Annotated in this window: 20 protein-coding genes; 7 read left to right on the forward strand and 13 right to left on the reverse strand. The window is 41.8% G+C overall.

Annotation, left to right across the window (positions count from 1 at the left end; genetic code table 11):
* Positions 1–648 precede the first annotated feature (648 nt).
* The 3 genes from carA to gcvPA all read left to right on the forward strand — a co-directional run bounded on the left by carA (position 649) and on the right by gcvPA (position 6,807).
* Positions 649–1,770 carry a glutamine-hydrolyzing carbamoyl-phosphate synthase small subunit gene (carA, locus tag QZT26_RS08720; protein ID WP_164994841.1) on the forward strand — a complete coding sequence of 374 codons (1,122 nt, stop codon included), beginning with the start codon at positions 649–651 and terminating at the stop codon, positions 1,768–1,770.
* Between the two features lie 319 nt (positions 1,771–2,089).
* Complete coding sequence (gene carB, locus QZT26_RS08725) at positions 2,090–5,365, forward strand: carbamoyl-phosphate synthase large subunit (protein ID WP_295101660.1); 3,276 nt, start codon at positions 2,090–2,092, stop codon at positions 5,363–5,365.
* Between the two features lie 98 nt (positions 5,366–5,463).
* A complete protein-coding gene (gcvPA, locus tag QZT26_RS08730; protein ID WP_295101661.1) occupies positions 5,464–6,807 on the forward strand; it encodes an aminomethyl-transferring glycine dehydrogenase subunit GcvPA in 1,344 nt (447 codons plus the stop codon).
* A gap of 51 nt (positions 6,808–6,858) precedes the next feature.
* Here the strand turns inward: gcvPA and QZT26_RS08735 are convergent, their stop codons facing one another.
* Both QZT26_RS08735 and QZT26_RS08740 read right to left on the reverse strand, forming a co-directional pair.
* The gene (locus tag QZT26_RS08735) at positions 6,859–7,563 is read right to left on the reverse strand and encodes a tetratricopeptide repeat protein (protein ID WP_295101663.1); all 705 of its coding nucleotides are present in this window, start codon (positions 7,561–7,563) and stop codon (positions 6,859–6,861) included.
* A 26-nt stretch (positions 7,564–7,589) separates the two neighbouring features.
* Positions 7,590–8,447 (reverse strand): hypothetical protein, encoded by an 858-nt coding sequence (locus QZT26_RS08740; protein ID WP_295101665.1) that lies wholly within the window; start codon positions 8,445–8,447, stop codon positions 7,590–7,592.
* 469 nt (positions 8,448–8,916) lie between these two features.
* Between QZT26_RS08740 and QZT26_RS08745 the strand changes: the two genes are divergently transcribed.
* The 3 genes from QZT26_RS08745 (at position 8,917) to QZT26_RS08755 (ending at position 12,814) form a co-directional block, all read left to right on the forward strand.
* Positions 8,917–9,168, forward strand: a complete 252-nt coding sequence (locus QZT26_RS08745) for a PilZ domain-containing protein (protein ID WP_099324041.1) — start codon at positions 8,917–8,919, stop codon at positions 9,166–9,168.
* A 109-nt stretch (positions 9,169–9,277) separates the two neighbouring features.
* On the forward strand, positions 9,278–9,508 hold the full coding sequence (locus QZT26_RS08750; RefSeq protein WP_099324040.1) for a hypothetical protein: 231 nt from the start codon (positions 9,278–9,280) through the stop codon (positions 9,506–9,508).
* Between the two features lie 102 nt (positions 9,509–9,610).
* A complete protein-coding gene (locus QZT26_RS08755) occupies positions 9,611–12,814 on the forward strand; it encodes an EAL domain-containing protein (protein WP_295101668.1) in 3,204 nt (1,067 codons plus the stop codon).
* A gap of 153 nt (positions 12,815–12,967) precedes the next feature.
* On the opposite strand, the gene QZT26_RS08760 is transcribed toward QZT26_RS08755, so the two are convergent.
* The 3 genes from QZT26_RS08760 to QZT26_RS08770 form a co-directional block, all read right to left on the reverse strand.
* Complete coding sequence (locus QZT26_RS08760; protein WP_295101669.1) at positions 12,968–13,975, reverse strand: aspartate-semialdehyde dehydrogenase; 1,008 nt, start codon at positions 13,973–13,975, stop codon at positions 12,968–12,970.
* A gap of 72 nt (positions 13,976–14,047) precedes the next feature.
* Positions 14,048–15,007 carry a hypothetical protein gene (locus tag QZT26_RS08765; protein ID WP_157820351.1) on the reverse strand — a complete coding sequence of 320 codons (960 nt, stop codon included), beginning with the start codon at positions 15,005–15,007 and terminating at the stop codon, positions 14,048–14,050.
* Positions 15,008–15,126: 119 nt separating this feature from the next.
* Positions 15,127–15,720, reverse strand: a complete 594-nt coding sequence (locus tag QZT26_RS08770) for a CsgG/HfaB family protein (RefSeq protein ID WP_295101671.1) — start codon at positions 15,718–15,720, stop codon at positions 15,127–15,129.
* A gap of 367 nt (positions 15,721–16,087) precedes the next feature.
* On the opposite strand from QZT26_RS08770, the gene QZT26_RS08775 reads away from it, so the two are divergent.
* Positions 16,088–16,402: a hypothetical protein gene (locus QZT26_RS08775; RefSeq protein ID WP_099324036.1), complete on the forward strand. Its 315-nt coding sequence runs from the start codon at positions 16,088–16,090 to the stop codon at positions 16,400–16,402.
* 147 nt (positions 16,403–16,549) lie between these two features.
* Here QZT26_RS08775 and QZT26_RS08780 read toward each other — a convergent pair whose 3' ends face one another.
* From QZT26_RS08780 to QZT26_RS08815, 8 genes are all read right to left on the reverse strand, one after another.
* The gene (locus QZT26_RS08780) at positions 16,550–17,503 is read right to left on the reverse strand and encodes a class I SAM-dependent rRNA methyltransferase (RefSeq protein ID WP_164994843.1); all 954 of its coding nucleotides are present in this window, start codon (positions 17,501–17,503) and stop codon (positions 16,550–16,552) included.
* 1,131 nt (positions 17,504–18,634) lie between these two features.
* Positions 18,635–18,907, reverse strand: coding sequence for a HigA family addiction module antitoxin (locus tag QZT26_RS08785; RefSeq protein ID WP_099324033.1), 273 nt, complete (start codon positions 18,905–18,907; stop codon positions 18,635–18,637).
* A 41-nt stretch (positions 18,908–18,948) separates the two neighbouring features.
* Positions 18,949–20,571: an NADP-dependent glyceraldehyde-3-phosphate dehydrogenase gene (locus QZT26_RS08790; protein WP_099324032.1), complete on the reverse strand. Its 1,623-nt coding sequence runs from the start codon at positions 20,569–20,571 to the stop codon at positions 18,949–18,951.
* Between the two features lie 278 nt (positions 20,572–20,849).
* Positions 20,850–21,326: a general glycosylation pathway protein gene (locus QZT26_RS08795; RefSeq protein ID WP_169703826.1), complete on the reverse strand. Its 477-nt coding sequence runs from the start codon at positions 21,324–21,326 to the stop codon at positions 20,850–20,852.
* Positions 21,327–21,748: 422 nt separating this feature from the next.
* Positions 21,749–21,949 carry a hypothetical protein gene (locus QZT26_RS08800; RefSeq protein ID WP_295101675.1) on the reverse strand — a complete coding sequence of 67 codons (201 nt, stop codon included), beginning with the start codon at positions 21,947–21,949 and terminating at the stop codon, positions 21,749–21,751.
* A gap of 154 nt (positions 21,950–22,103) precedes the next feature.
* Positions 22,104–22,571 (reverse strand): quaternary ammonium compound efflux SMR transporter SugE, encoded by a 468-nt coding sequence (gene sugE, locus QZT26_RS08805; RefSeq protein ID WP_320409737.1) that lies wholly within the window; start codon positions 22,569–22,571, stop codon positions 22,104–22,106.
* A 49-nt stretch (positions 22,572–22,620) separates the two neighbouring features.
* Positions 22,621–22,965, reverse strand: coding sequence for a reverse transcriptase N-terminal domain-containing protein (locus QZT26_RS08810; RefSeq protein WP_230405768.1), 345 nt, complete (start codon positions 22,963–22,965; stop codon positions 22,621–22,623).
* 379 nt (positions 22,966–23,344) lie between these two features.
* Positions 23,345–24,517 carry a hypothetical protein gene (locus QZT26_RS08815; protein ID WP_099324030.1) on the reverse strand — a complete coding sequence of 391 codons (1,173 nt, stop codon included), beginning with the start codon at positions 24,515–24,517 and terminating at the stop codon, positions 23,345–23,347.
* Positions 24,518–24,761: the final 244 nt, after the last annotated feature.

Raw genomic sequence — 24,761 nt, forward strand, 5'->3', positions numbered from 1 at the left:
CTTCATCGAAATGGTGAATCTCCTTTCAGGTGTTTTTTGTTATCAATATACCGCCGAATACCTTGGAAATCCTACCATTTCAATCCTATTCCTGCAACAAGGCTTTGCCTTGTTTGCAGGATTTAGGTATTACATAAATATACGATAATTTCGTAACATTTTAGTTTTTTTAAAAAGAATGGGCGAAACATTTGCTCCTTTGGGTATGAATGCATTTATGACAATTTACAGCAAATACTTCGCCCTTACACTATGCGGCAAAACACCGCTATTATTGGAATTTTTCAAAAAACTAAAGTGTTACAAAGTAGCATATTATTTCCTATAACTATAACAGAGGCAAAGTCTTAATCAAGCAAAAAGCTAACATGGCAAAGTTTTTTAATTTGCCTTGACACATTTATTTTTTAGTTGTACGATTTGAAATCCTAAAACTATTGCAATGTCTGCGGTAAACCTATCGTAAGGCTTTGCATTAAAACAAATTAAGCTGCCTTTGGCAGCGACTTTATGCCGTTGCTGATGTTTAATTGCATAGACGCATTGCATGCGTCTATAAACTGTTGCATGTAATGAAAATGTTGACAAAACAGAGACGTATGCAATGCGTCTATACAAAAATATTGAAATTCCCCGGCGTTATAAATTATGAATGAAAAAAAGGCAATATTGGTACTGGAAGACGGAACGTGTTTCAATGGATGCTCATTAGGGGCTGCCGGAGAGACAATTGGGGAACTCGTCTTCAATACGAGTATGATGGGATATCAGGAAATCCTGACAGACCCATCATATGCAGGTCAGCTTGTTGCTTTAACATATCCGTTAATAGGCAATTATGGCATTAATGAAGAGGATATTGAATCATACAGACTTTTTCTGGAAGGATTTATCGTTAAAGAATGCTCTCCATTTTCCAGTAATTGGCGGTCAAAAATAGATTTATCCGAATATCTTACCAAAAATGGGATAGTTGGTATTCAAGGTATTGATACCAGGGCACTTACATGCCAGATCCGTGATTTTGGATCGCAGCAGGGCATTATTTCAACCATAGATTTTGATAGGACACGGTTGCAGGAAAAAGCAAAATCAGCGCCTGGTCTTACCGGAAGAGATTTGGTTGCAAAGGTGACCTGTGAAAAACCGTATGACTGGGTAAATAAAAAAGGCACACCTCACTTATCCCGTAAATACAAGGTTATTGTTTATGATTGTGGCGTAAAATACTCTATTTTAAGAAAATTGGCGCATGCCGGTTGTTCTGTACACGTCGTTCCTGCAAAAACCTCATTTGAAACGGTATTGGAGATGAATCCTGACGGCATTGTTCTTTCCAACGGACCTGGAGACCCTTCGGTCGTTTCATATATGATTGAGAACATTAAAGGCCTGTTAGGGAAAAGGCCAATATTTGGGATATGCCTGGGACATCAGTTGCTGGCGCTCGCATTGGGGCTGAAAACGTCCAAACTCAAGTTTGGGCATCATGGCGGAAATCAACCCGTCATGGATTTATCGACTAAAAAGGTGGAAATCACTGCCCAGAATCACTGTTTTGCCGTGGAAATACCATCGCAGGGCATGTTGCATAAAAGCACTTATGGGGATGTGGAAATTACACATCTGAACTTAAATGATAAATCCGTAGAGGGGTTGAAATGCCATTCTGTGCCTGCCTTTTCCGTGCAATACCACCCGGAAGCCTCCCCAGGGCCTCACGATGCAGATTATTTGTTTGATAGATTTTTGCAGACGATGAAAAGTTGATGCTTTGGAGAGATATGAGCAAAAAGGAAACCACAGATTTCTTGGCGCGGCCTTTGGCTGCAACCAAATTCGAAATACGAAATAAATGCTAAATTTTAATTTCAAAATGTTCAAAACCCGTTTTTTTCATTGAGATTTTGTATTTTGAAATTTGTTTCGGATTTCGTGCTTCGCATTTCGGATTTTTTATATTGTGCTTGTTATGTTCCAGCTATACCAGCTTAGGGACTAATAAGTTTGTTCGTGCCAACCAACCCTATCGATATTAAGATGCTACATTAAATTTTTCGGGGAATAGATACTTTTAGCTATATATAAAATGCCCAAACGAAATGATATTGAAAAAATCCTGATTATTGGCTCTGGCCCTATTGTCATTGGCCAGGCGTGCGAATTTGATTATTCCGGCACCCAGGCATGCCACGCCTTAAGGGAAGAGGGATATACGGTTATCCTGGTAAACAGCAACCCGGCGACGATTATGACTGACCCGGAGGTGGCGGACAAAACGTATATTGAACCCATCACAACGGAAATAATTACAAAAATCATTGAAAAGGAACGCCCGCAGGCGATACTGCCGACGCTTGGGGGGCAGACAGGGCTAAATGCCGCTGTGTCCCTTGCAGAAAAAGGTGTATTGGATAAGTTTAATGTAGAGCTTATAGGCGCAAAACTAAAAGCCATAAAAATGGCTGAAGACCGTTCGCAATTTAAGGCGGCGATGGGGCGTATTGGCGTACAAGTGCCTGAAAGTGTGTATGTCAATTCTTTAGACACTGCGCTGAAGATTATAGACGCCATCGGTTTCCCTGCCATTATCCGTGCATCTTTCACGCTTGGAGGGTCAGGAGGCAGTACGGCGTATAACATTGAAGAATATAAGGAGTATATAACTACAGGGCTGGAGACAAGCCCCATTCATGAAGTTTTAGTAGAACGTTCAGTTCTTGGGTGGAAAGAATATGAACTGGAAGTTATGCGTGACTTAAAAGATAATGTCGTCATCATATGCTCTATTGAAAATTTTGACCCAATGGGAGTCCATACGGGCGACAGTATCACTGTGGCGCCTGCGCAGACGCTTACTGACATGGAGTATCAGAAAATGCGTGATGCCGCGGTCAGAATCATCAGGGAAATAGGCGTTGAAACCGGAGGTTCAAATATTCAGTTTGCCGTCAACCCTGAAAATGGCGAGATGCTTGCGATTGAAATGAATCCAAGGGTCTCAAGGAGTTCTGCATTGGCTTCAAAAGCCACAGGATTCCCTATCGCAAAGATCGCCGCAAAACTTGCAATCGGGTATACGCTCGATGAAATCCCTAATGACATTACCCGCTACACCCCCGCCTGCTTTGAACCGGCCATAGATTATTGTGTAGTCAAAATTCCGCGGTTCAATTTTGACAAATTCCCTGATACTATCCAGGAGCTTACTATTCATATGAAATCAGTCGGTGAGGTTATGGCGATTGGCCGTACTTTTAAAGAAGCGGTAGGCAAGGCGATTCGTTCTCTCGAAACCGGGCGAAGCGGTTTTGACCCCCTCCTGCCTTCTGGAATCGATGACTGGACGGCTGAACAAAAATCGGAATATTTACAAATGAAACTGATTACGCCAACCCCCGACAGGTTATGGCATATTGCGGACGCTTTTCGTCTGGGCATGACCCTTGACGAAATTTATACCTATTCCCGTATTGACAAATGGTTTCTTTATAACATTAAACAAATAACAGACCTTGAAAATGAGATTAAACAAAGACATTTAATGGTAAAGTTAAAGGACAATGACGCATCACAAAAAAACAGGGATTTTGTTATGAATGCTGAATTGCTTGCAAAAGCAAAACAATATGGGTTTTCTGATATATTTTTAGCCAGGTTATGCGGTTCCGATGAGAAGACAATAAGGGAATACCGGTACCGGACGTCTGTGAGGCCGGTATTTAAACATGTGGATACATGTGCCGCAGAGTTTAAAGCATTTACCCCTTATTTATATTCAACGTACGAAACTTCGTGTGAAGCGGATCCCACTACAAAGAGAAAGATTATTATTTTGGGGAGCGGCCCTAATCGGATAGGACAAGGAATTGAGTTCGATTACTGTTGTGTGCATGGAGTTTACGCCTTAAAAGAGCTGGGGTATGAAACCATTATGGTGAATTGTAATCCGGAAACGGTAAGCACGGATTACGACACTTCTGACAGGCTCTACTTTGAACCTCTAACCATGGAAGATGTTCTGGAGATAATTCACAAGGAGAAACCCGAGGGCGTAATTGTTCAATTTGGAGGGCAGACTCCGCTGAAGCTCGCGGTTCCCCTGGAAAAAGAAGGGGTGAAAATTCTGGGCACTTCTCCTGAGAATATTGATGTTGCCGAAGACCGTGAACGGTTTGCGTTGCTTATGAACCGGTTAGGACTAAAGCAGCCGGAAAATGGCTGTGCAAACTCTGCGGAAGATGCGAAGATGATAGCAAAAAGGATAGGATATCCGGTTTTATTACGCCCATCGTATGTTTTGGGCGGAAGTGCAATGCGTATTGTATACGATGAACAGGGTCTGGAGCATTATATTTCCCATGCGGTGGAAGTATCGCATGAACATCCCGTTTTAATAGACAGCTTTTTGCAGGACGCAATAGAAATTGATGTTGATGCAATCAGTGACGGAGAAGAAGTATTTATCGGGGGAGTAATGGAACATATAGAGGAAGCAGGTGTTCATTCCGGAGACAGTGCCTGCTCGCTCCCACCTTATTCAGTGAATAATGAAATTATAGAAGAATTAAAGAAGGAAACACGGATAATAGCGCTTGCACTGAACGTCATAGGCCTTATTAACATTCAATATGCGGTAAAAGATAAGGTGATATATGTGCTGGAGGTGAATCCGCGCGCTTCAAGGACAATACCCTTTGTAAGCAAGGCGATAGGCGTGCCGATGGCTAAGATTGCGGCTAAAGTAATTGCAGGGGAAAAGCTTCGTGGGTTAAATATGCCCGAAAATATCACGATGAGACACACTGCCGTAAAAGAGGCGGTTTTCCCCTTTTTAAAGTTTAAAGGGGTTGATACATTGCTGGGGCCTGAAATGAAATCGACTGGAGAAGTTATGGGACTGGATAAAGATTTCGGGCGCGCATACGCAAAGGCGCAGATGTCTGCCAATTACTGCCTCCCATTAGTCGGCCCCGTTTTTATAAGTGTAAGGGATAAGGATAAGAAACCTATCGTGCAAATAGCAAAAAAGCTGCTCCAAATGGGATTTAAAATAACGGCTACAAAGGGCACTGCAGCGGCACTCTCAGAAGAAAATATTTCTGTTACGCCCGTTTTAAAAGTAATAGAAGGGCGCCCGAATATCGTTGACCATATAAAGAATAATGAAGTACAACTCGTCATAAACACGGCAGAGGGAAAGGCTGCGCAGGAGGCGTCTTTCTCCATCAGAAGAACTGCTCTTACCTATCAAATTCCTTATTTTACTACCGTTGCCGGCGCTGTAGCAGCCGTAAGAGCGATAGAGGCATTAAAAAGCGGAACCCTTGATGTAAGGTCGATCCAGGAGTATCATCAACGGTAATTATTTTTTGTGGCAGAGAAAATACCATTCCGTCCGGTTATATTTCAATGTGAAACAAACGGCCGAATCGGTCATTTTTGTTTGTTGAGGCAGTATGTATGGATTATATTTCAAATACAGAATCCGATAAAAAAAAGATGCTTGAAGATATGGGCATATCCTCCCTGGATGCACTTCTTGGTGAAATCCCCGAAGCATTAAGAAACTTTTCCCTGTCACTCCCACCCGGTTTATCAGAACCGGAGGTGCTGCATGCCATAAAAAAATTAAGCAAAAAGAATAAAACAACGGATGATTATTCTTCGTTTTTAGGCGCAGGCGCCTATGACCATTTTATTCCTTCTGTTGTTAACCATCTGGCGTCACGTAGTGAATTTTATACCTGCTACACGCCTTACCAAACGGAAGTCAGCCAGGGCACGCTTCAGGTGATGTATGAATTTCAGACCCTCATGTGCGAATTGACCGCAATGGACGTAGCAAACGCATCTATGTATGACGGCTCAACCGCATTGGCGGAGGCGGCATTGCTTTCTATACGGCATAAGGAAAAAAATAAAATTGTTTGTTCCAGTGCGATTCACCCTGAATATCGTCAGGTAATGAAAACCTATTTAAAAGGTTTTAACACAGAAATTGTTGAAATCAATTGTCCTGAAGGAACGACCGATATGCATCAATTAGAGGCATCGCTGGCAGATAATACCGCCGCCGTATTGGTACAAAGCCCGAATTTTTTTGGGTGCGTTGAAGATATGCAGGAGATTTCTGCAATAGCGCATAAACATGACGCACTTTTTGTTGCATGCGTAAATCCCATATCTATAGGCATTCTTATGCCTCCCGGAGAATACAATGCCGATATTGCCGTAGGAGAGGGGCAGGTTTTGGGGAACTATTTAAATTACGGAGGGCCTTACCTGGGATTTTTTACTGTAAAAAATGAGCTACTGAGAAAAATGCCTGGGAGGATAGCCGGAGAGACTGTTGATAAGGCCGGGAGACGGTGTATTGTGCTGACGTTGCAGCCAAGAGAACAACATATCCGGCGGGAAAAGGCGACCTCTAACATTTGTACAAATCAGGCGCTGCTTGCCCTTCGGGCATGTATTTACCTTTGTGCGCTGGGGAAAAAGGGGATCGCTGAAATTGGTAATTTGAATATTCAGAAAAGCCATTATGCATTTGAACGACTCTGTAATCTGGATATTTTTGAACCTGTTTTTCACAACCCTTTTTTTAATGAATTTGTTTTAAAGGCGAAGAACGACTTTCGCATTGCTTCAATTATCAGGCGTATGCAGGAAAAAGGCATTCATTGTGGAATAGATATTTCTCAATACTATCCGGGAATGGTGAATTGTATGCTTCTGTGTGTAACAGAGACAAAAACGAAAGAATCTATTGACCACCTGGTGAATGAATTCACAAAATGCACCTGATGTAGGCCCGCCATTGTGGTACGGTATTCTTACTATTCATGCCGCAAAAGATTATTTTGCCTTATCTTTGACCGTATAAATGATTCCCAGGGCAAAATGCGTCTTCGAGTCTTTCGGGTTGATTTCCAAAGCTTTTTTAAGCAGTTGAATTGCCTCATCAAACTGATTCTTCTTTGAATAAGCAACACCCAGATTATAGTATGCGTCAGGGTATTTAGGATTCAGTTCTATCACCCGTTTAAATGCGGCAATAGATTCATCTGTGGCATCAATAGCCGCGTAAGCGACTCCTAAATTATAAAAGCCCATGTCAAGCCTTGTGTTTCGTTTTACGGCATCTTTAAAAGCCTTTATCGCTTCATTGTATTGTGTTTTCTCATAATAATAAATTCCAAGGTTATAGAGCGCTTCTGAATACTTTGGCGATATGGCAATGGCCTTTTTTATGGTTTCAATCGCCTTGTCCGTCTGCTTCAGTTTGTAATAAATTACACTAAGATTATTATACGCCTTCACAAAATTCGCATCTGTTTCGATTGTTTTAATATACGCACCAATAGCTTCTTCGGTCATGCCCTTTTCATCATAAAGCACTCCAAGGTTATAATGCGCCTCAACAAATTCCGGATTTGCTGCAATTGCCTGTTTAAAGGCATTGATGGAAGCATCTGTAGGGTCTTCCTGTTCTTTGTTCTGGCAATAACTGATTGTTGTTAAAGCAAAAACAATAATAATTGTAATAATAGTTGTTTTCATGGCTTGTTCCTTTCTGTATGTATAATTTAATCGATTGGCACACGGTTTTCCCTTATAGGGTTGCATAGTTTTATTTCATGAGTTGCTGCGCCGACGCCTATAGATATTGGCAGTTGAATGATACGCATATCTGATGCAGTAAGGAGTTTTTCCTTATTACATGCAGAAAGAGAGAAAGAGACGAAATCACCTTTGTCAATAGGTTCATACATAGGGGGGCCGCTTTCTGTTGTAGCGGCAAGAATGCCGGAAATGCCTGGCAGAATGTATTTGCTGTCAATATCTCCCTTATATGATGCCTTTAAAAATAGTGTTCCTTCTTTAATAGCGGGCGAAAGAGCAACGCTGTATTTTGATGTAAACTTCGAGGATATCGGATTGGATAATGTCATTTTTAGTTGATCAAGGGATGGTATTGCTAATGGGACGCTATCCGTTTGTGCAAAAATTTGTTCTGGTACTCCGCCTTTTAACGCGGGCGAGACAGGTTCTTTCCTGAATGTTTTCATGATTTTATTTACAAATAAATCACCCACCAATAGTTCCTCAATGGACGCATCCTTTTTTTCCACCTTTAAAAAATGATAGTTTATACAGACTAGCGAGACGGCAAATCCAATTATTAGCAGTGAGGTAATAATCTTAGATATTAGCGGGAAGAACTTCATGACGAGATGGAACAATATGCAAAAAAGAAAAGCGGAAATACCTATTTCTAAAAGGCCGGCTTGCGGCTTGCCGGTATAGCTGAAATAAAGCATGACTAAGGATATTACCAGAAAAAAAATGCAGAAATTTGCAACCATCCGATGCCATGATTTTGTACGGGTATGAGGGTGAGGATATTTTGATGGTTCTAACAATTGGTTATTTTTTCCGGTCATTTGTTTTTCGTCCTAAAATAAATTTCCGTTCTCGCATTTCGTACTTTGGAATTTCGTATTTTCTATTTTTTGCTTGTTTGGTTCCGGTTGCATGTGTCTCTACATTAAATCTGTAATCTCACCAGTGGTCGAAACGTCATTTTCATTCCCAGTTGTGACTCTGTGTTTAAGCAATGTTTTATCATTTCAGAACAGATAAATAATACAATCTATTTCTCATTTAAACAACTACTAAAGGGTAAGGGAGTGAATTAAATAGCATTTACACCATTACTTCAAATGCTATCTATAGACCCAAAAGGGTATATCCTTTTTAGGGTATTTACTTGTTGAAATAAGTCTATAAAATGTAGGTTGTTTATGGCAATTTTTTTCCGCCTTCTGCCTTACACATACTTATGGGCGTATCCGTAGGGATGTACTCTTTTTAGGGTATTTACATAACTTCAAAATTGTATAAATTAACCGTATGAAGTGCAAAACATTAGAAAAGCGGAAAAGTAAGCGTAGTTATTTGTCATGGCTGGTAAAAGTCCGTGATTATTCAAGGACATTGCTTCATGAGACTGAAATTATAGATGTGAGCCGTAAGGGAATGAAAATCAGGACTAGGGCGAAAGCACCACAACAGGGTTTTGCTATTGTTGTTCGTATTCCGGTTGTGGACTCACATGAAGAAAGCAAGCCTGTCCTGACAATGGTGAAATGGATTCAAGAATAAAATGAAGGCACATATCTTCTCGTCCGTAAGTATATGAAGAAGGCTGATGTATGGAATTGTTCACAAGATTAATTATAGGTTTTTATGCCAGGGAAAGGACTAGATAATTATGGAAAAGAAAAAGCTTCTTATACAATTAAAATCTACTGTGGTGATAGTAATTTTGGTTTTATTTGCATGTGGAGGTGTTGTATATGCCGGATATGAAAATGGCGGAGGGGGATTTGTTCAATCGGATATTGCAAAATGTTTGTATTTTCTCATTGTGGGGATGGTACTTGTCATTGTGCGCCGGCTAAGAAAGAAAAAGTGCCACATCGGGAACAAGACGCTTTTTTAAAAACGGGGATAATTTTTTGATAATAATTTAGTTTTTAGAGAAATTCCAATAATACCGGTGTCTGCCGCATAGTGTAGGGGCGAAGCATTTGCCAGTTTGGGCATGAACGCATTTGTGCCAATTTGCAGCAAATGTTTCGCCCTTACTTTTGATAAAGAGGAGATATATGGCGCAATTACCCGTATAAACTGTATGGGTTTGCGTTGTAAACCTGAAGCTGCAAAGGCACATTATTTAAAAACCGATACTACCATGAAGATACTTATCGCTAATTATTCAGAAGATGACTTGCGCTTTCTGGAACGTATGCTGGAAAAGCACGGCGGAGAAGTCACTTCTGCTACAAATGGATTGACGGCATTTGAGACGTTGCAAAATAACAGGTTTGATTTAATAATTTGTGATATTCTTATGCCACATATGGATGGTTTTCAATTCTGCCGGAAATGTAAAACAAATAAATATTTGAGAAATATCCCTTTTATCTTTTACACTACGGCATTTACCGGGAGAAGGGCCAGGGAATATGCCATGAGTTTAGGGGCGGATAGATTATTAGTGAAACCGATGCCTGCTGATATTTTTATTGATGCCGTGATGAGCACATTGAACGGGTATAAAAAATATCTTCCACACCCTATCAGTGCATTTTCCGGAAAAGATGAAACGGAATTTTGCCGGAATTATAACGAATATTTAATCAGGAAACTTGAAAGGCAGTTGTTAGATTCTGAGGGTGAAAACATCGGACTAGAGGAAAATGAGCTAAAATTTGCAAATTTAGCGTCCGTGATAAATGATGGAATTGTTGTATTAAATGAGAACGGGCATGTTACGCATTGGAATCCTGCTGCCGAAAAAATATTTGGATATTCGGAAGAAGAAATGAAAGGGAAAAATATCCTCAACGTTATCGGCGGCGCAGAACACACAGAACCAGAGATGCGTTTTTTTAACAATATTAAAGCGGGGTGCATTATTAATGAAACAATTGAGATTACAGGCGTTAAAAAAAACAAGAGTGAATTCCCTCTGGAGGCTTCATTTTCAACACTACAAATAGGGAGACAAATACATATCATTGCTATTTTTCGCGATATTAGTGAACGGAGAAAAAAAGACGATGAGAAAAGAAAAAAACAGGCCATCCTGCAATTAATTAACGAAGTGTTTGATACTGCGCATGATTTGTTGACCGTTGACAGTACTATGAGATTATATCTTAAAAAAATGTGCAGATATTTAGGATGGCCCGTCGGTCATATTTGTAAGGTAATATATACGGTAAATGGTGCAATAAGGCTGGAATCTACAAGGCTATGGTATTTTGAAAACACCAAAGAGTTCAGTCTGTTGAGAAAGATAGGTGAGAATACTATTTTAAAACCAGGAGAAGATTTGCCGGGGAAGGTCTTTAGCAGCAGGAAAATGGAATGGATTCCGGATGTTACCAAAGATAGTAATTGTATCAGAGCGCAACACGCCATTGTAAAAAGTGCTGCTATTGGAGTACGGGGAGCATTTGCGTTTCCCATAAAAGAAGGTGATAAGATACTGTATATATTTGAGTTTTTCTCACGAAAAGAAGAAAAACCACAGGCAATATTCTTTGAAGTAGTGGATAATCTTGCCCTACAGCTCGGGCGTTTGATTGAGCGGAAAAGAGCGGACGAAAGGATTCGCAAATTGTCACAGGTAGTAGAACAAAGTCCGGCATCAATTCTTATTACCGACAAGGAGGGGATTATTGAATACGTTAACCCAAAGCTTGCCGAACTAACAGGATATACCGGGGATGAAATTATTGGGCGAACCCCGCGGATGTTAAAATCGGGGAAAACATCAAATGAAACATACAGGAATTTATGGAATACCATTATTTCGGGTAAGGAATGGCAAGGCGAGCTGTTGAATAAAAAGAAGACGGGAGAATTGTACTGGGAACACGTGCATATTTCCCCCATAAGAAATCACAAGGGTCATGTGACCAATTATCTTGCGATTAAAGAAGATATTACAGAACATAAGAAATTCGAGACCCAACTTTTGAACATGGCAACCCGGGATCCCCTGACAAATCTCTTTAATCGCAGGCGTTTTCAGGAGGAATTGCAGTATTGGATTGCCCAGACCTTACGGTATGGGGCAACCGGGGCGCTCCTGTTTCTCGATCTTGATAATTTTAAATACGTAAACGATACCCTCGGACACCAGGCTGGAGACGAACTTCTTATTCGCCTGGCAGAAATGCTTCGTTCCCGTTTACGTGATACCGATATTTTTGCCAGATTTGGCGGAGATGAATTCGCCATACTATTGCCTTATACTGACAGGGAGAAAGCCGGATTAATTGCAAACGAAATTCTTGAATTGACCAGAGAACATACCTTTGAGCATTCTAAAGTGACGTTTAGCATTGGCATTGTGATATTCCCCGAACATGGACGTGATGCTGAAACATTGCTTGTTAATGCTGATTTAGCAATGTATCGTGCAAAAGAGAGCGGGCGTAACCGGTTTTGCGTGTTTTCCCAGGAACAAAAAACACATATTGAAGCCCAAATAAACTGGGAAAAGAGGATCAGGAATGCATTGGACAATGACCGTTTTGTATTACATTTACAACCCGTGATTGATCTGTCAAATAAAAATATTATCGGATATGAGGCATTACTACGCATGCTTGGCGAGAAAGATGAATTGATATTCCCCGCAGAATTTCTTAGTATTGCAGAACGTTTTGGACTTATCCGTGATATCGACCGCTGGGTCGTTTGTAGCGCTATCCGTCTTGCTGCGGAGCAGCAATTTTCTGACAGAGGTATATTCCTTGATATTAATCTTTCCGGCAAGGCATTTGCCGATACCGAATTGTTAGGGATCATAAAGCATCAGTTTAATACCAGTGGCACTAAGCCGGGAAGTATTGTTTTTGAGATGACCGAAACAGCTATGATGGAAAATATGATTGCAGCGCAGGACTTTCTTGCAGCGCTTAAGCATATGGATTGTCGCTTTTCTCTTGATGATTTTGGCAGTGGATTTTCTTCTTTCAATTATCTCAGGCATTTAACGGTTGATTATTTAAAGATTGACGGCAGCTTTATTAATGACTTGCCAAACAATCCGGTAGATCAGCACATGGTAAAGGCAATAGTTGAGTTGGCGCATGGTTTAAAAAAAAGAACTGTTGCGGAATTTGCAGACTCCGGGGATACACTGCAATTGCTGCGTAAATTAGGGGTAAATTACGCACAGGGAAATTACATCGGTAAACCACGGTCAGTTAGTGAAGTATTTAATTAGCGCCACAGTCTACAGTCTACAGTCTACAATTTGCCGATTGCTGACTGTAGATTGCCGACTGCCGATATTGGCCTCCGTGTAAAAAATATCAAAAACAACCTGGCGCTTATGGGATTCCGGACATTTGCCTGTTTTCTCAAAAGATTAAAATCATTACAACAACTTCTCTGCAATCTGAATTGCGTTGAGGGCGGCGCCCTTGCGAATATTATCACTTACAATCCACATATCGATGCCATTGTCAATGGATATGTCTTCGCGAATACGCCCCACAAAGACTTCATCCCTTCCTGCCGTTTCTGAGGCTAATGGATAGAGCTGATTGGCAGGGTCGTCGATTACCTTAACCCCAGGCGCCGTGGAAAGGAGTCTTTTCACCTCCGCTGCCGTTATTTTTTTCACCGTTTCTATATTTACCGACTCGCTATGGCCGCGAATAACCGGCACCCGCACCGTTGTCGCAGTTACCCGAATCGAATGGTCTCCCATGATCTTCTGGGTCTCATTCACCATCTTCATTTCTTCCGAAGTATAGCCATTGGGTAAAAATGCTTTGCTCTGGGGAATTTGAGGAAGCACGTTAAATGCTATTTGATGAGGAAATAATTTTCGCTGAAAACCCTCTTTGCCTTCTAAAATACTCATTGCCTCCTTTTTAAGCTCATCAATCGCCTTCAGGCCCGCGCCTGATACCGCCTGATAGGTAGAGACCACCACTCTTTTGATTTTTACGGCGTCATGGATAGGTTTTAACGCAACCACCATTTGAATTGTTGAACAATTGGGATTCGCAATTATACCATGATGTTTCGGAATATCGTATGGGTTTACTTCCGGCACTACCAGAGGGACGTCATCATCCATTCGAAACGCGCTGGAATTATCCACACAGACAGCGCCGCTTTCAATGGCATAAGGCGCATATTCCTTGCTGATATCCGCGCCGGCGCTGAAAAGGGCAATCTTAATGCCTTTAAATGAATTTTTTGTTAATTCCTGCACGATGTAATCTTTTCCGCAAAACAGTATTTTTTTTCCCGCCGAGCGCCCTGACGCCAACAATCTCAGTTCATTCAACGGAAATTTCCTGCTTTCCAGAATGTTTAAAAATTCCTTGCCAACTGCGCCTGTAGCCCCGACTATTGCAATGTTAACAGACATTTTTGCTTCTAACTCCTTTCCCGGTTCCTGCAAACGGCCATTTCCCGTTTGATAAAATGTAAAACACGCGCCCTATTTTATTCTTATAAGAATGTCATCGCAAATACCTTTTTCCCGTCTCACCTGTTCTATTTGCGATAAATACCTTTGTGCGTCCGTATAATATCCTGCCGTTGGCTTCAGGCCCGGCAGCAATTGAAGCCAATACCGATTTTCTAAAACCATAAACAATTCCCTGATGTATTTGCTGAATATCGAAGCAAGGGCAGCCGCAAGGCTTACGGTTTCCCCTTTTTCCGCAAAAGATATTTTTATACTCCGTTTTTTCCCGCTTATTACATATGAAGAAACTTCACTGCTTTCTCCCAAAATCTTTATCTCTTTTCCCGGAAAATATTTTTGCAGTAAATGTGAATACGTATTTCGTCCGCCCTGTTTATCGATGAGCAATTCTACATTGCCATTGCTTTCTTTCAGCAACTTTGCCACATGTTTGATACTATTATTGAATAAAACAGTAGATTTGTTCCCGCATGACCGCACTTGTTCATTGAACTCGCGAACGGCAACAACACAGCTTGCCGCATGAGAAAATCTGATACCGTGTTTTGCAAGGCTGTGCTGCAGCAAATCAATATAATTTACAAAAACAGCCTCGCTTGTGGCGAAAGGCAATGCATAATCTTTTTGAGTGTACCAGGGATAACCATCTATTACTTCCCTGTCGAAACATGATAAGGAATTCAATAACTGATAAAAAGAGGCAATTTTAACACCCTTTACCCCCAAAAATGACAGAACCGCATCTTCCAACGGTTTAACGCCGTTTCGTGTGCTGTACAGTTTTTTGCTGTCACATACCGCCAGCCGTTGTTTTCTGCCATGAAGTCCATCAGAAATAGCATCTTTTAACAAATCCCATAATGAACAATTAGCTTTGTCGTCAGGTACGTCAAGTGCCACAACACTGATTACCAAGGGGCCAAGCACTGGTCCGTATCCCGCTTCATCAATACCGGCAATTATTGTCATTTAAAAAACCCTCAATTTTTGCAGTATTATATAGCTTCACAAACGAAAGTCAAAAAGGAAACAAATACTCTAGTTGTTTTCAATGTAACTTCTGAATAAGTTGAGGTTTTTATGATATTCTACCTTAGCTCTTTTTTTAGTTTTTCAATGGCTGTTCGCATAGCTTTGCCGGCCAATTCAATCTCATCTTCGTAAGCGGCGCTTTCATTTACATCAATAGTCCAAAGAATGTTACCATTCTTTGTATCAATGCACTCGGCCACAAAAGAAACCGTACCCCGCTCATAGATTAAGGAGCTTGATAGTTTAAATTCTAAAATTTTTCCGATGACCACCGAGTCCACGTCCAGCAGTTTTCCCAAACGATCATAATCTCTGCGCTCTACAAGTTCTTTTTCATTGGCCTTCGATTTGTTGATAATTTTGGCAATGTCTGTACGGGAGCGAACCTCGTATATGCCCAACCCTGAAAGTTCCCGTGACATTATAGAGGCAAGCATCTCACCTGCATTTGCAGTGCTGATCGTTTTTACCAATGTGCCTGTTACTCCCTTTTTTGGCAGTAATTGGTCGTTAAAATGCATAACGGCAATGGTTTTTATACTGCGGGAAGCATCATTGCTATCGACAATAATATTTGTTTTAGAAATTGTTTTGCAGCCAAAACACAGAAGACAAATGATAAAGGCAATAATTACGGTCGATTTGTTCACAAAACCTCCTCATATGAATCGATTTGATTAAAAAATAAAAAGGACTTTTGCCGATAATAAAATATACAATGTTTACAATGAACACGGCAATACCTATTTAGATGGACGGAAGTCACGATACATTTGCCGGATCACGTTACAAACCCGCCGGGATTTTCGGGCAATAAACCCGGCCAACTAAAGCATCTCCTAAGAGTTGATGGATGTTACATCTCATTCTTGTTATGGTTTAGAGGAAGGGGCGGAACCATTCCCTTTATTATATTGACAACCTCCGGTTTATTTATAGAATTAATTTTCGTCGGCGGTACAATAGTATTTTGGGAAATGAGTATAATTTATAGAGAAAATAGGAGAGTGATATATAATGAAGCAAAAAAATAATGTATTAATGTATATTGTTTTTGGTATTACTTTTTTGATTGGCATTATATTTTTTGTCGTTCCACCGATGGTGAAAAAACCTAGTTTTACCAAAGAAATTCCTGATAGCACATTGGGGTTTACAAAACGGGATGATTTTCACATGGAAAAGTATTCTCCTCGCCATGACCTTACTTTGCAGGACCTGAAAAAAGGATTTGACAAAAGGATATACTTTGGCATATCGGGTATAATCATATTGCTGGGCGTTTCTCTGTATTCCACGTATCTTATTAAAAAGAAAAACAAAAAACAGTGATTATACTGTAAGGGTTCATAAATAGAGATTTCTAAATTAGATTTAAACTTTTGTTGATATAAATAGTTATAACATTTCTAAAATCACATTTTGTGAACCCCTTGAATATGTCATACTTTTCCATGGTTTTCCTGTTACGGTCAATGGTTAACAGGAGAACATAATAAATTTCAAGTAGGGTTCATTTACATAAATGCCATCAACAGGAAAATCAAGTCCTTGCGATGAAACATTAATGACTTTAAATAACTTCTTAGTATGGGACTTAATTTTTGGCAACGACTGAAATAGCCTCGATAGAGTCATTTTGGCAATATTTGTTGAAAATACAAGGATTCCGTTTTCTCTAAGAATGTTGAGTCCCAAACCAACCAATTCAGGAAAATCTTTTTCCACAGTAAATGTCCTCGACTTGCTTGTAGAGAAGCTGGGCGGGTCTAGAATTATCACATCAAATTCTTTCCCCCTTTTTTGGAATATTTTAAAATATTCCCACACGTCACCGGCAATAAAATCATGATTATTGACATCAATTTGATTCAATACGTAATTATTTTTGCTCCACGCTATTGCCTTTCCGGATAGATCGATATTTGTTGTTTTTGCTGCACCTCCTGCGCATGCGTAAACGGAAAATGACGATGTATAACAAAAACAGTTCAAAATCTCTTTGCCGCGAGCAAAAGATTGCACCTTTTTCCTGTTATCCCGCTGGTCTAAATATAGCCCGGTTCCGCCTCCATCATTAAAAGAAGTGCAAAACTGTATTCCATTTTCAATGACAACATAATTATCTGGGATTTCTTTCCCCGATATTAAGCGGGTGACAACGTCTCTTCCCTTTAATCTTTCCTTTTCTATTATACATTCGGGAGATATTAGTTTTTGTACCGCTTCATAAATTTCCTTTTTTGTGCGGTCTTCGTGTGTTTTAAAATATTGCACAAGGACAGTGTTGTCATAGATATCAATCGTTGCCTCCGGCAGATTGTCGCCATAAGAATTTAGTAAACGATACACATTGGTATGAGCGTTATCTATGTAACCTTTTCTGAAAGACAATGCCTTTTCTATTGTTTTATATATGTATGTTATTGTCATTTTTTAAAAAGAAATATTGAAAAAATAAAAATGCTTACTTCCAAACTCCGGCTTGGGGTGCATTCCCGATTTTTTGTAATTATCTGCACAATGTAACACAAGCATCCTGGCTCGAAAATAAGACTATAAAAAATAGTTTAAGTACAAATACTACAACATGATATGGCTATAAACCCATTTTTCTCGTTTCTGGGTGTTGCTAATACAACATGATGACTGAGACTTATTTTGTCATTACAAGGGTATCAGCTTGTCATTACGAGGCATCAGCTTGTCATTGCGAGGGTCTTTTTCCGAAGCAATCTCATAAACCGTCATAGACCCCTGCATTCATTCCATTAATTAATTCTGTTTTTTTAGCCCTTGAGCCACCCTTAATTTGTTTCTCCCGCGATATGGCGTTTCTTACGTCACGAAATATCTCGTAGTATATTGATTGCTTCAGAAAAGACCCTCGCAATGACGAGCTGAAAAAGACCCTCGCGATTACAAGCTGATACCTTTTGGATGGCCATTATACATTTGAATCGGTACAGAAACAGAAATGCCAGATGTTTCCAACTCGGAAGTAAGACTACAAAAAATAGTTTAGGCACAGATACTACCACACGATATGGTTATAAAACCATTTTCATCGTTTCTGGGTGTTGCGAATGAAACATGATGACTGCTTGTGATATTTAATACACAAGCTGCCTGTCTATACGGGTGGCACAGGCATTTTGCCTGTGCAGAATACAGGCAGGAATGCCCGTACCACCCTTGCAATAAATTTTATTATTCATCTTCCGAAAACCTTGTTTTTTGACTATATTTACAAAAAATCGGGAATGCACCCCCGGCTTGGGAACGTAATTGCATTGGAAGTTTTCGCTTCCATTTAGCAAGTAAGCGAAGCTTCGTGTAGGGAGCATTTTCCTTGTAAATAGCATCTCCTCAATAAAGGGAATATTTGAAGTCATGATGTCCGCTTTCTGCTCCGTTGTAAAAAAGAATTATTCTTTTGTACGTGGTATTGATCTAACACTGTTATTCAGCAGGTGCGGTTTTTTGCTATCCGCTGCAAGAGCATGGTTAGGAGCCGGAATCTGCCGATACAACTGTCCCAATTTCAGCTAGCCCGTCTTTCATTCATTGTTGCGCATACCACAAATCATATGCTTGCTGCATGCGCAACCAAAGCCCATGGCTGTTGCCGGCAAACTTTCCGATACTAAGCGTCATCTCCGTTGTAATGGGATGAGTGCAGGATAGGACACGGTGCAACTGTTGTCTGGAAATACCTGATTTTCGTGCGGCTTCGCTTATAGAAATTCCAAGCGCTGAAAGCACATCTTCACACAGAATTTCACCGGGATGAATCGGTGGGCGATTTAAAGGACGTTTAGTGTAATATTCTATCATGATTTATCTCAATGATATTGTTCAAAATCGACCCGTATTGATCAGAGGATAAAGTCCGTCGAGAGAAATCGTGATTTCCGCTCCGTGACAATGGTCTTTAGGATTTGCCTGTTTGCTTCGGTCTCTTTCGCTGCTACAAGCGTCCGAATGGTAAAGACCCTCAGCGCATCCGAAACGGATAGCGTTCCTTCTGCGGAATCCTTCCTGCCTGTGAAGGGAAATGTGTCAGGGCCACGCTGACACTGACTGTTTATGTTTACCCGGCATACTTGATTCACCATAGTGTCTATGATTTCGCCAATAAGATTCGTATTGCTCCCGAATAGGCTGACTTGCTGACCGTAGTCTGATTGAATTACGTAGTTCATTGGCTCTTCGATGTTGCTGAACGTAGCAATCGGTACAACCGGGCCGAACTGCTCCTCGGAAAACAATCTCATGCCAGGGCCTACGGGGAATACAACGGCTGGAACAATGAAGGTCTGCCTTACGACGCCGCCATCCTTATTGACTACTCGTGCTCCTTTGCTGCAAGCGTCCTCTATCAGTTCCGTGAGGTAGGTCGTTTTGTTGGGTTCAGGCAGCGGCGTGATCTGAACGCCTTCATCCCACGGCATTCCACTCTTGAGCCTATCAACAGCGTCGCTGAACTTCGTTATGAACGCATCGGCAATCTCTTTATGAACGAAGAGCATCTTGAGGGCTGTGCAACGTTGACCATTGAAGGAGAGAGATCCCAATACACATTCTTTCACAGCGAGGTCCAGGTCAGCGTCCTTCAAGACAATTCCGGCGTTCTTGGCCTCAAGACCGAGCACGCAGCGCAGGCGATGCGGTTTTGGATGTTGCTGTTTGAGAATATCGGCAACCCGGCTGCTCCCAATGAAGGCGAGCACATCGACTTTGCCGGATTTCATAATGGGGCCAATAACTCTCTGCCCTTTACCATAGACGGTATTAACCACGCCTTTGGGGAAGGAATCCCGGAATGCCTCAAGAAGTGGGTGATGGAGTAAGACGCCTAGTTTCGGCGGTTTGAAAATAACCACATTGCCCATGATGAGGGCAGGTATCAGGGTTGTGAATGTTTCATTGAGCGGGTAGTTGAAAGGCCCCATGCAAAGCACCACGCCAAGTGGCACACGGCGGATCTGGCCGATCACTCCCTGCTCAATAACAAACCGCGATGAAACACGATCCAGGTCTTTCAGCGCATCAATGGTGTCCGTTATGTAGTCAACCGTCCTATCGAATTCCTTCTGCGCATCAGGAAGTGTCTTTCCAATCTCCCACATCAGAAGTTTGACAACATCAGCTCTTCGCTCCTTCATCCGTCCGGTAAACCCCTTCACATGCGTGATCCGTTCCGCAATCGACATGGTTGGCCATGTACCCCGCCCGTGATCATACGCCTGGCAGGCGGCCTCAAGGGTCTCGATTGCTTGTTGCTCCGTGAGCAAAGGATAGCTGCCGATACGTCTCTGCTGAATGGTACCGTTGTGCATATCGCAGATCGGGGACAGCACATCTTGCCGTGGTCCTGTCCAGTTCTTGATTGTACCATTGCAGAGGTATTCTCGCTGATCCATTGGTTTTGAAATGCGATACTGCTCCGGCAGAGCGTGATCCGCGCGAAGCACTGGGGTGAACGCCATATCTTTCATGTCAATTCTCCTTCTCTATACCCCAAACGGGTTAAAAATTAACTTTTATTTTTGGCATAATTCCGGCTGTAAAGCTTTGTGGATGTGAAATTTAAGTCTTTTGTAAAAAGTTAAAATCTCAACCGTTTAGAGTATATATGACTAACGTTTTGGGTAAGTTGTGCCGTCTTTTGGCGTCAACTTGCCCCAGTTGTTAGTAGCCATGCATTTGCTCTTAAACATCGAACATATACCATCTACAAAAATACGCTACCGTTACATTCGAACTGTCATCGCGACTATAGGTTGTTTTGCGATGAATCCCCATCATTCCGAGTCAGTTTTTGATACACACCAAGACCGACCACCACCGAAACCGCAGCGATTAACAAAAATGTTGGATAAATCAAACTACTAATTTCTTTTTTCCCGGCATCAAAAATGAACACCAGGGCTTCCAGACTTACAGCGATGGCAATGATGGCGAGAAACTTTAATAAGCTCTCTCTCTGTTTTGTGGGCGATTTCGCGCCACCACTGTTAAAGACCTCTTCCTCCGCCAAAAACTTGGAAACATCAAAGACTGCCATTCCAATCACAATCAAACCAATTGCATCAAGAAGAGCTTTCTCAAGAAGGGTTTTTTCGTGTACTGAGACCCAAATGCCCCATAAGGCAACCACCATCATTGCGAAACTTATAAGCCCTAGGCTTAAACTAATTAGGCCATAAACAACTCGCCCCATTCGGTCGGATATATCTTTTATTCCACTCATATTAACCCCGATGTACAGATTGATTTATTGCCAATACTTGCTGCTGATGTCTCGTATAAGCAACCACCGCCTGTACGTAATGCTTGCAAGAAAGGCTTGAAGCGGCAGCCTCAATAAATATTAAATCGCATATAGTATTGGTGGTTAGCTTAATGCGCTTGTTAGACCTTTTTATTAATCATACGCTCGTACTCATCGTGAGTACCTATCCAAACCCAAATATAATCTTTACCATTTTCAACAGAAAGTGTCCTATGATTCATTCCGACTCTGGCTGACCAAAGCACTCCAACTTTTTTAAAATGAAGAGATGGATGCGAATGGTTCTTTTTGAGAAGCTCAAAATTCTTCTTAGCTCTCTTTTGAACAAGTGGTGGAAGATTCTCAAAATATTTTCAGGATCGATTTGTTGTCCGATGCATTTATAGTTCTTTAAGCTTTCCCTTCGATTTTTCTTCAAAGGCTTCCTTGATCAGGAAATCCAGCGTTCCTGCTTCTGAATCCGCTAAAATCTGATTATCCCATTTTTCCCAGTCTTTTTCCAAAAACCACTGCCTCAATTGGACATAATCATTCTCTGTAAGGGTTTCTATCGCTTCTTTGATTTTGCTTACAGTTGACATTCTGTTCTTCCCTCAAATTCAAGGTTATTGTTTTTATTAGTATAGCACGTCACATGAATAATAGAAGTATTGTTTTTTGGGGTAACGTTCATATTAACCGACTAGCAAAAGCAGAGAGAAGCGATGTTTTTGCTAGTCAGGGTTGAACACGTTGTTAGGCCGGTGTCGCAAGCTTAAGCCCGACGATACCGGCAATAATCAGAGCAATGCTGATGAGCCGGGCAGTATTCGTAGATTCTCCAAACAGTACGATGCCTAGCGCAACGGTTCCGACGGTTCCAACTCCTACCCAAATGGCGTAAGCGGTGCCAATCGGAAGCGACTTCAAGGCAATGCCCAGTAACCAAAGACTGCTAATCATCGCCAAGACTGTCCAGACCGTAGGCCAAAATCGGGTGAACCCCTCGGTGTACTTCAACCCGATCGCCCAGCCAGTCTCAAACAGTCCCGCAATAACAAGAATGATCCACGCCATATATTTGCCTTCACAAATACTGAGGTCGTCCCCTATGTATATTGGAGCGGTGAGGTCGTCCTCACTTCCTTTCAACGGAACCGGATAGGTCACGGGCATTGCTGCCCGATTCCCTCCTAAGAACTGTACGTGATAGTTTCCCATCATACAGCTCAAGCATTTCAATAAGCTGCCCTTGTGGGACAACCCGACTGTTTTACCTCGATTTTGAGGTCACTCTTTTAACAGCCAGGAGCTTGGCGTGGAAAGAGTGGGTAAGTAGCCATTGCAATGCTTTCACCTTGCCTGGTCTTCCTTCCTTTACAGCCTTTGCGATACGCATTTGCAGTCTTCTGACGTGACGCCTTGCAGCATCCCAATTTATGGTATGCCACGTTATTGCATCATCGGGAAGAGCACCAGGATTGATTCCCGTCATTTGCGTTCCTGCCTCCGAATATTCTTTCAATTTTCCCGCAATGAAACACCTGTTGGAAGTAGGCATTCCTTTCAGAATCGAAAAGTTTGATTCCCGACCTTTTAGAGTCAAGTCATGTTTCATACCCTATTCACGCCATTATAGAATGACATTTGCTTTTTCCAACTTCTCAGTACTGCCCTTTCATCAGCCTGCCTTGCGGTTGACCTGCCATGGTGTTGTATATGGCGAAATGACAGTATTCCCCCGTTCTGCATAATTGACCATTGGATAACTTAGGTGATACCTGAATACCGGCAGTTCTACGATTTCGTGCAGGTACGTTAGCGACTTGTTTCCTTACTGCACACACAAGCACTGGGAAGTGTGTCCTTGACCTGTTAATTCCGGTAGGTCTGTAACTCGTTTGCGGTGCGTCAACGGTATTTCGATTAATCTCACCCTATTATCCAAACCCAAGCCCTTAACCGGCGCGGCTTTATGCGTCCGGTTGAAGATTTTGTTATCTCTCATTCGCTAAATTACGCCACCAATTAATCAAGGTCTCACGTGTGATGTAGTGAAAACAATGTAGATTTACTGGCATATCCTCAGGCAACCACGTACCGCCGCGTGAATGTGATGCGAGGCCAGTTAGTGGGACCTCAGATGGCTTTGACTTACGATCGAAATAGAAAGGTGGATCGTACATTGGAGCTGGGAACGGTAAACCACCGTGCAGTGAGCGAGATCGGTAATTGTAAACTTTGCTGAGAGTATGCTTGAGGTTGGTCTTCGACCATTTCACGCGCAGCCATTCTTGATCCGGCCGATCAGTTGGCTCGTTCGGTCCGAAATTTAGGGTGAAGTCCAGAAATTTCTTTGTGGCACCCAAAGAAGGCGCAATCAGTTTGGCAATCTTCTCGACCAATTGATGGCCGCCCGCTTCATCAAGAATGGTTGCCACGTCTGGCTTCGCATCTTTCAGGCGTTCGGCTGGAGATCTATCCGACAGATAGATGTCGTTTGCCGCAGTTTCAAGAGCAGATACGAACAGCAACCAAGCAAGATGAGGCTCCGATTCAGCAGCCCAAAGAGCATCCTGATATGCAATGCAGGACCGGATGAGATTGACATACCTCTCCGGTGATATCTTGGGAATTGACTTCAGCATGTTAAGATTATCGAGTGAATGGGTGCCAGTGATGGAAGGAAGAACATAGCGCCCAGGTCGTACACGAAGGAATGGCGCTGGTTTGTAATCCCATGCGCAGGGCCGTCCCATTGGATCCTTGCCGGGTTCAAATCGCCGCGATTCGCCGCCCGCCATAATTCGAGCACCGATGCACAGTGATGATAGTGCCGCAAGTTCATCAACCATCGTCCCACCGTGATAAAACGTCTCGTCCTTTTTTGACATGTCCGGTCGATATTCAGGAAGATGATCAACCAAACGTAGAATGATTGGTGCAGTTACGATTCCCGGCGTATCAGGTATTGGCACTGTATTGAGAAAGCTATAGGGGCCTAAGCCCGACGTGAATTCACCAGTGATGTGAGCGTCCGAATGGAACTGATACTCGTAAACCCCGTTGGCGGGCTCGTCGTTGAGGGCGTTTAGCCAATTGAGCTGAGAAAGAAGCGCACGCAAGCGAGCAGCGTCTTGAGTGTCTCCTGTTTGAGCGTTGGCATTCATGTCGTAACTCCAAATATTGGATAACCATTGATTATCACAATCAATTGCCCTGATAACTAGGGAAAAGTACTATTATCAGGTAAAATTATTGTGTTGTATTTTAAAAATTACCTTATAACCTAAATCCTGCAAACGATTTTCGCAATGCGAAAATCAGTATTTTCCACTACCAAGATTGGCAAAAAGCGATAACAGATATCCGTTTTTTAGCAATTGTGGTAGCGCTATTGTACTACTTTAAACA

Origin of the sequence: uncultured Candidatus Kuenenia sp. (genome assembly GCF_900696675.1) — a bacterium.
In the GTDB taxonomy this organism is placed as follows: domain Bacteria; phylum Planctomycetota; class Brocadiia; order Brocadiales; family Brocadiaceae; genus Kuenenia; species Kuenenia stuttgartiensis_A.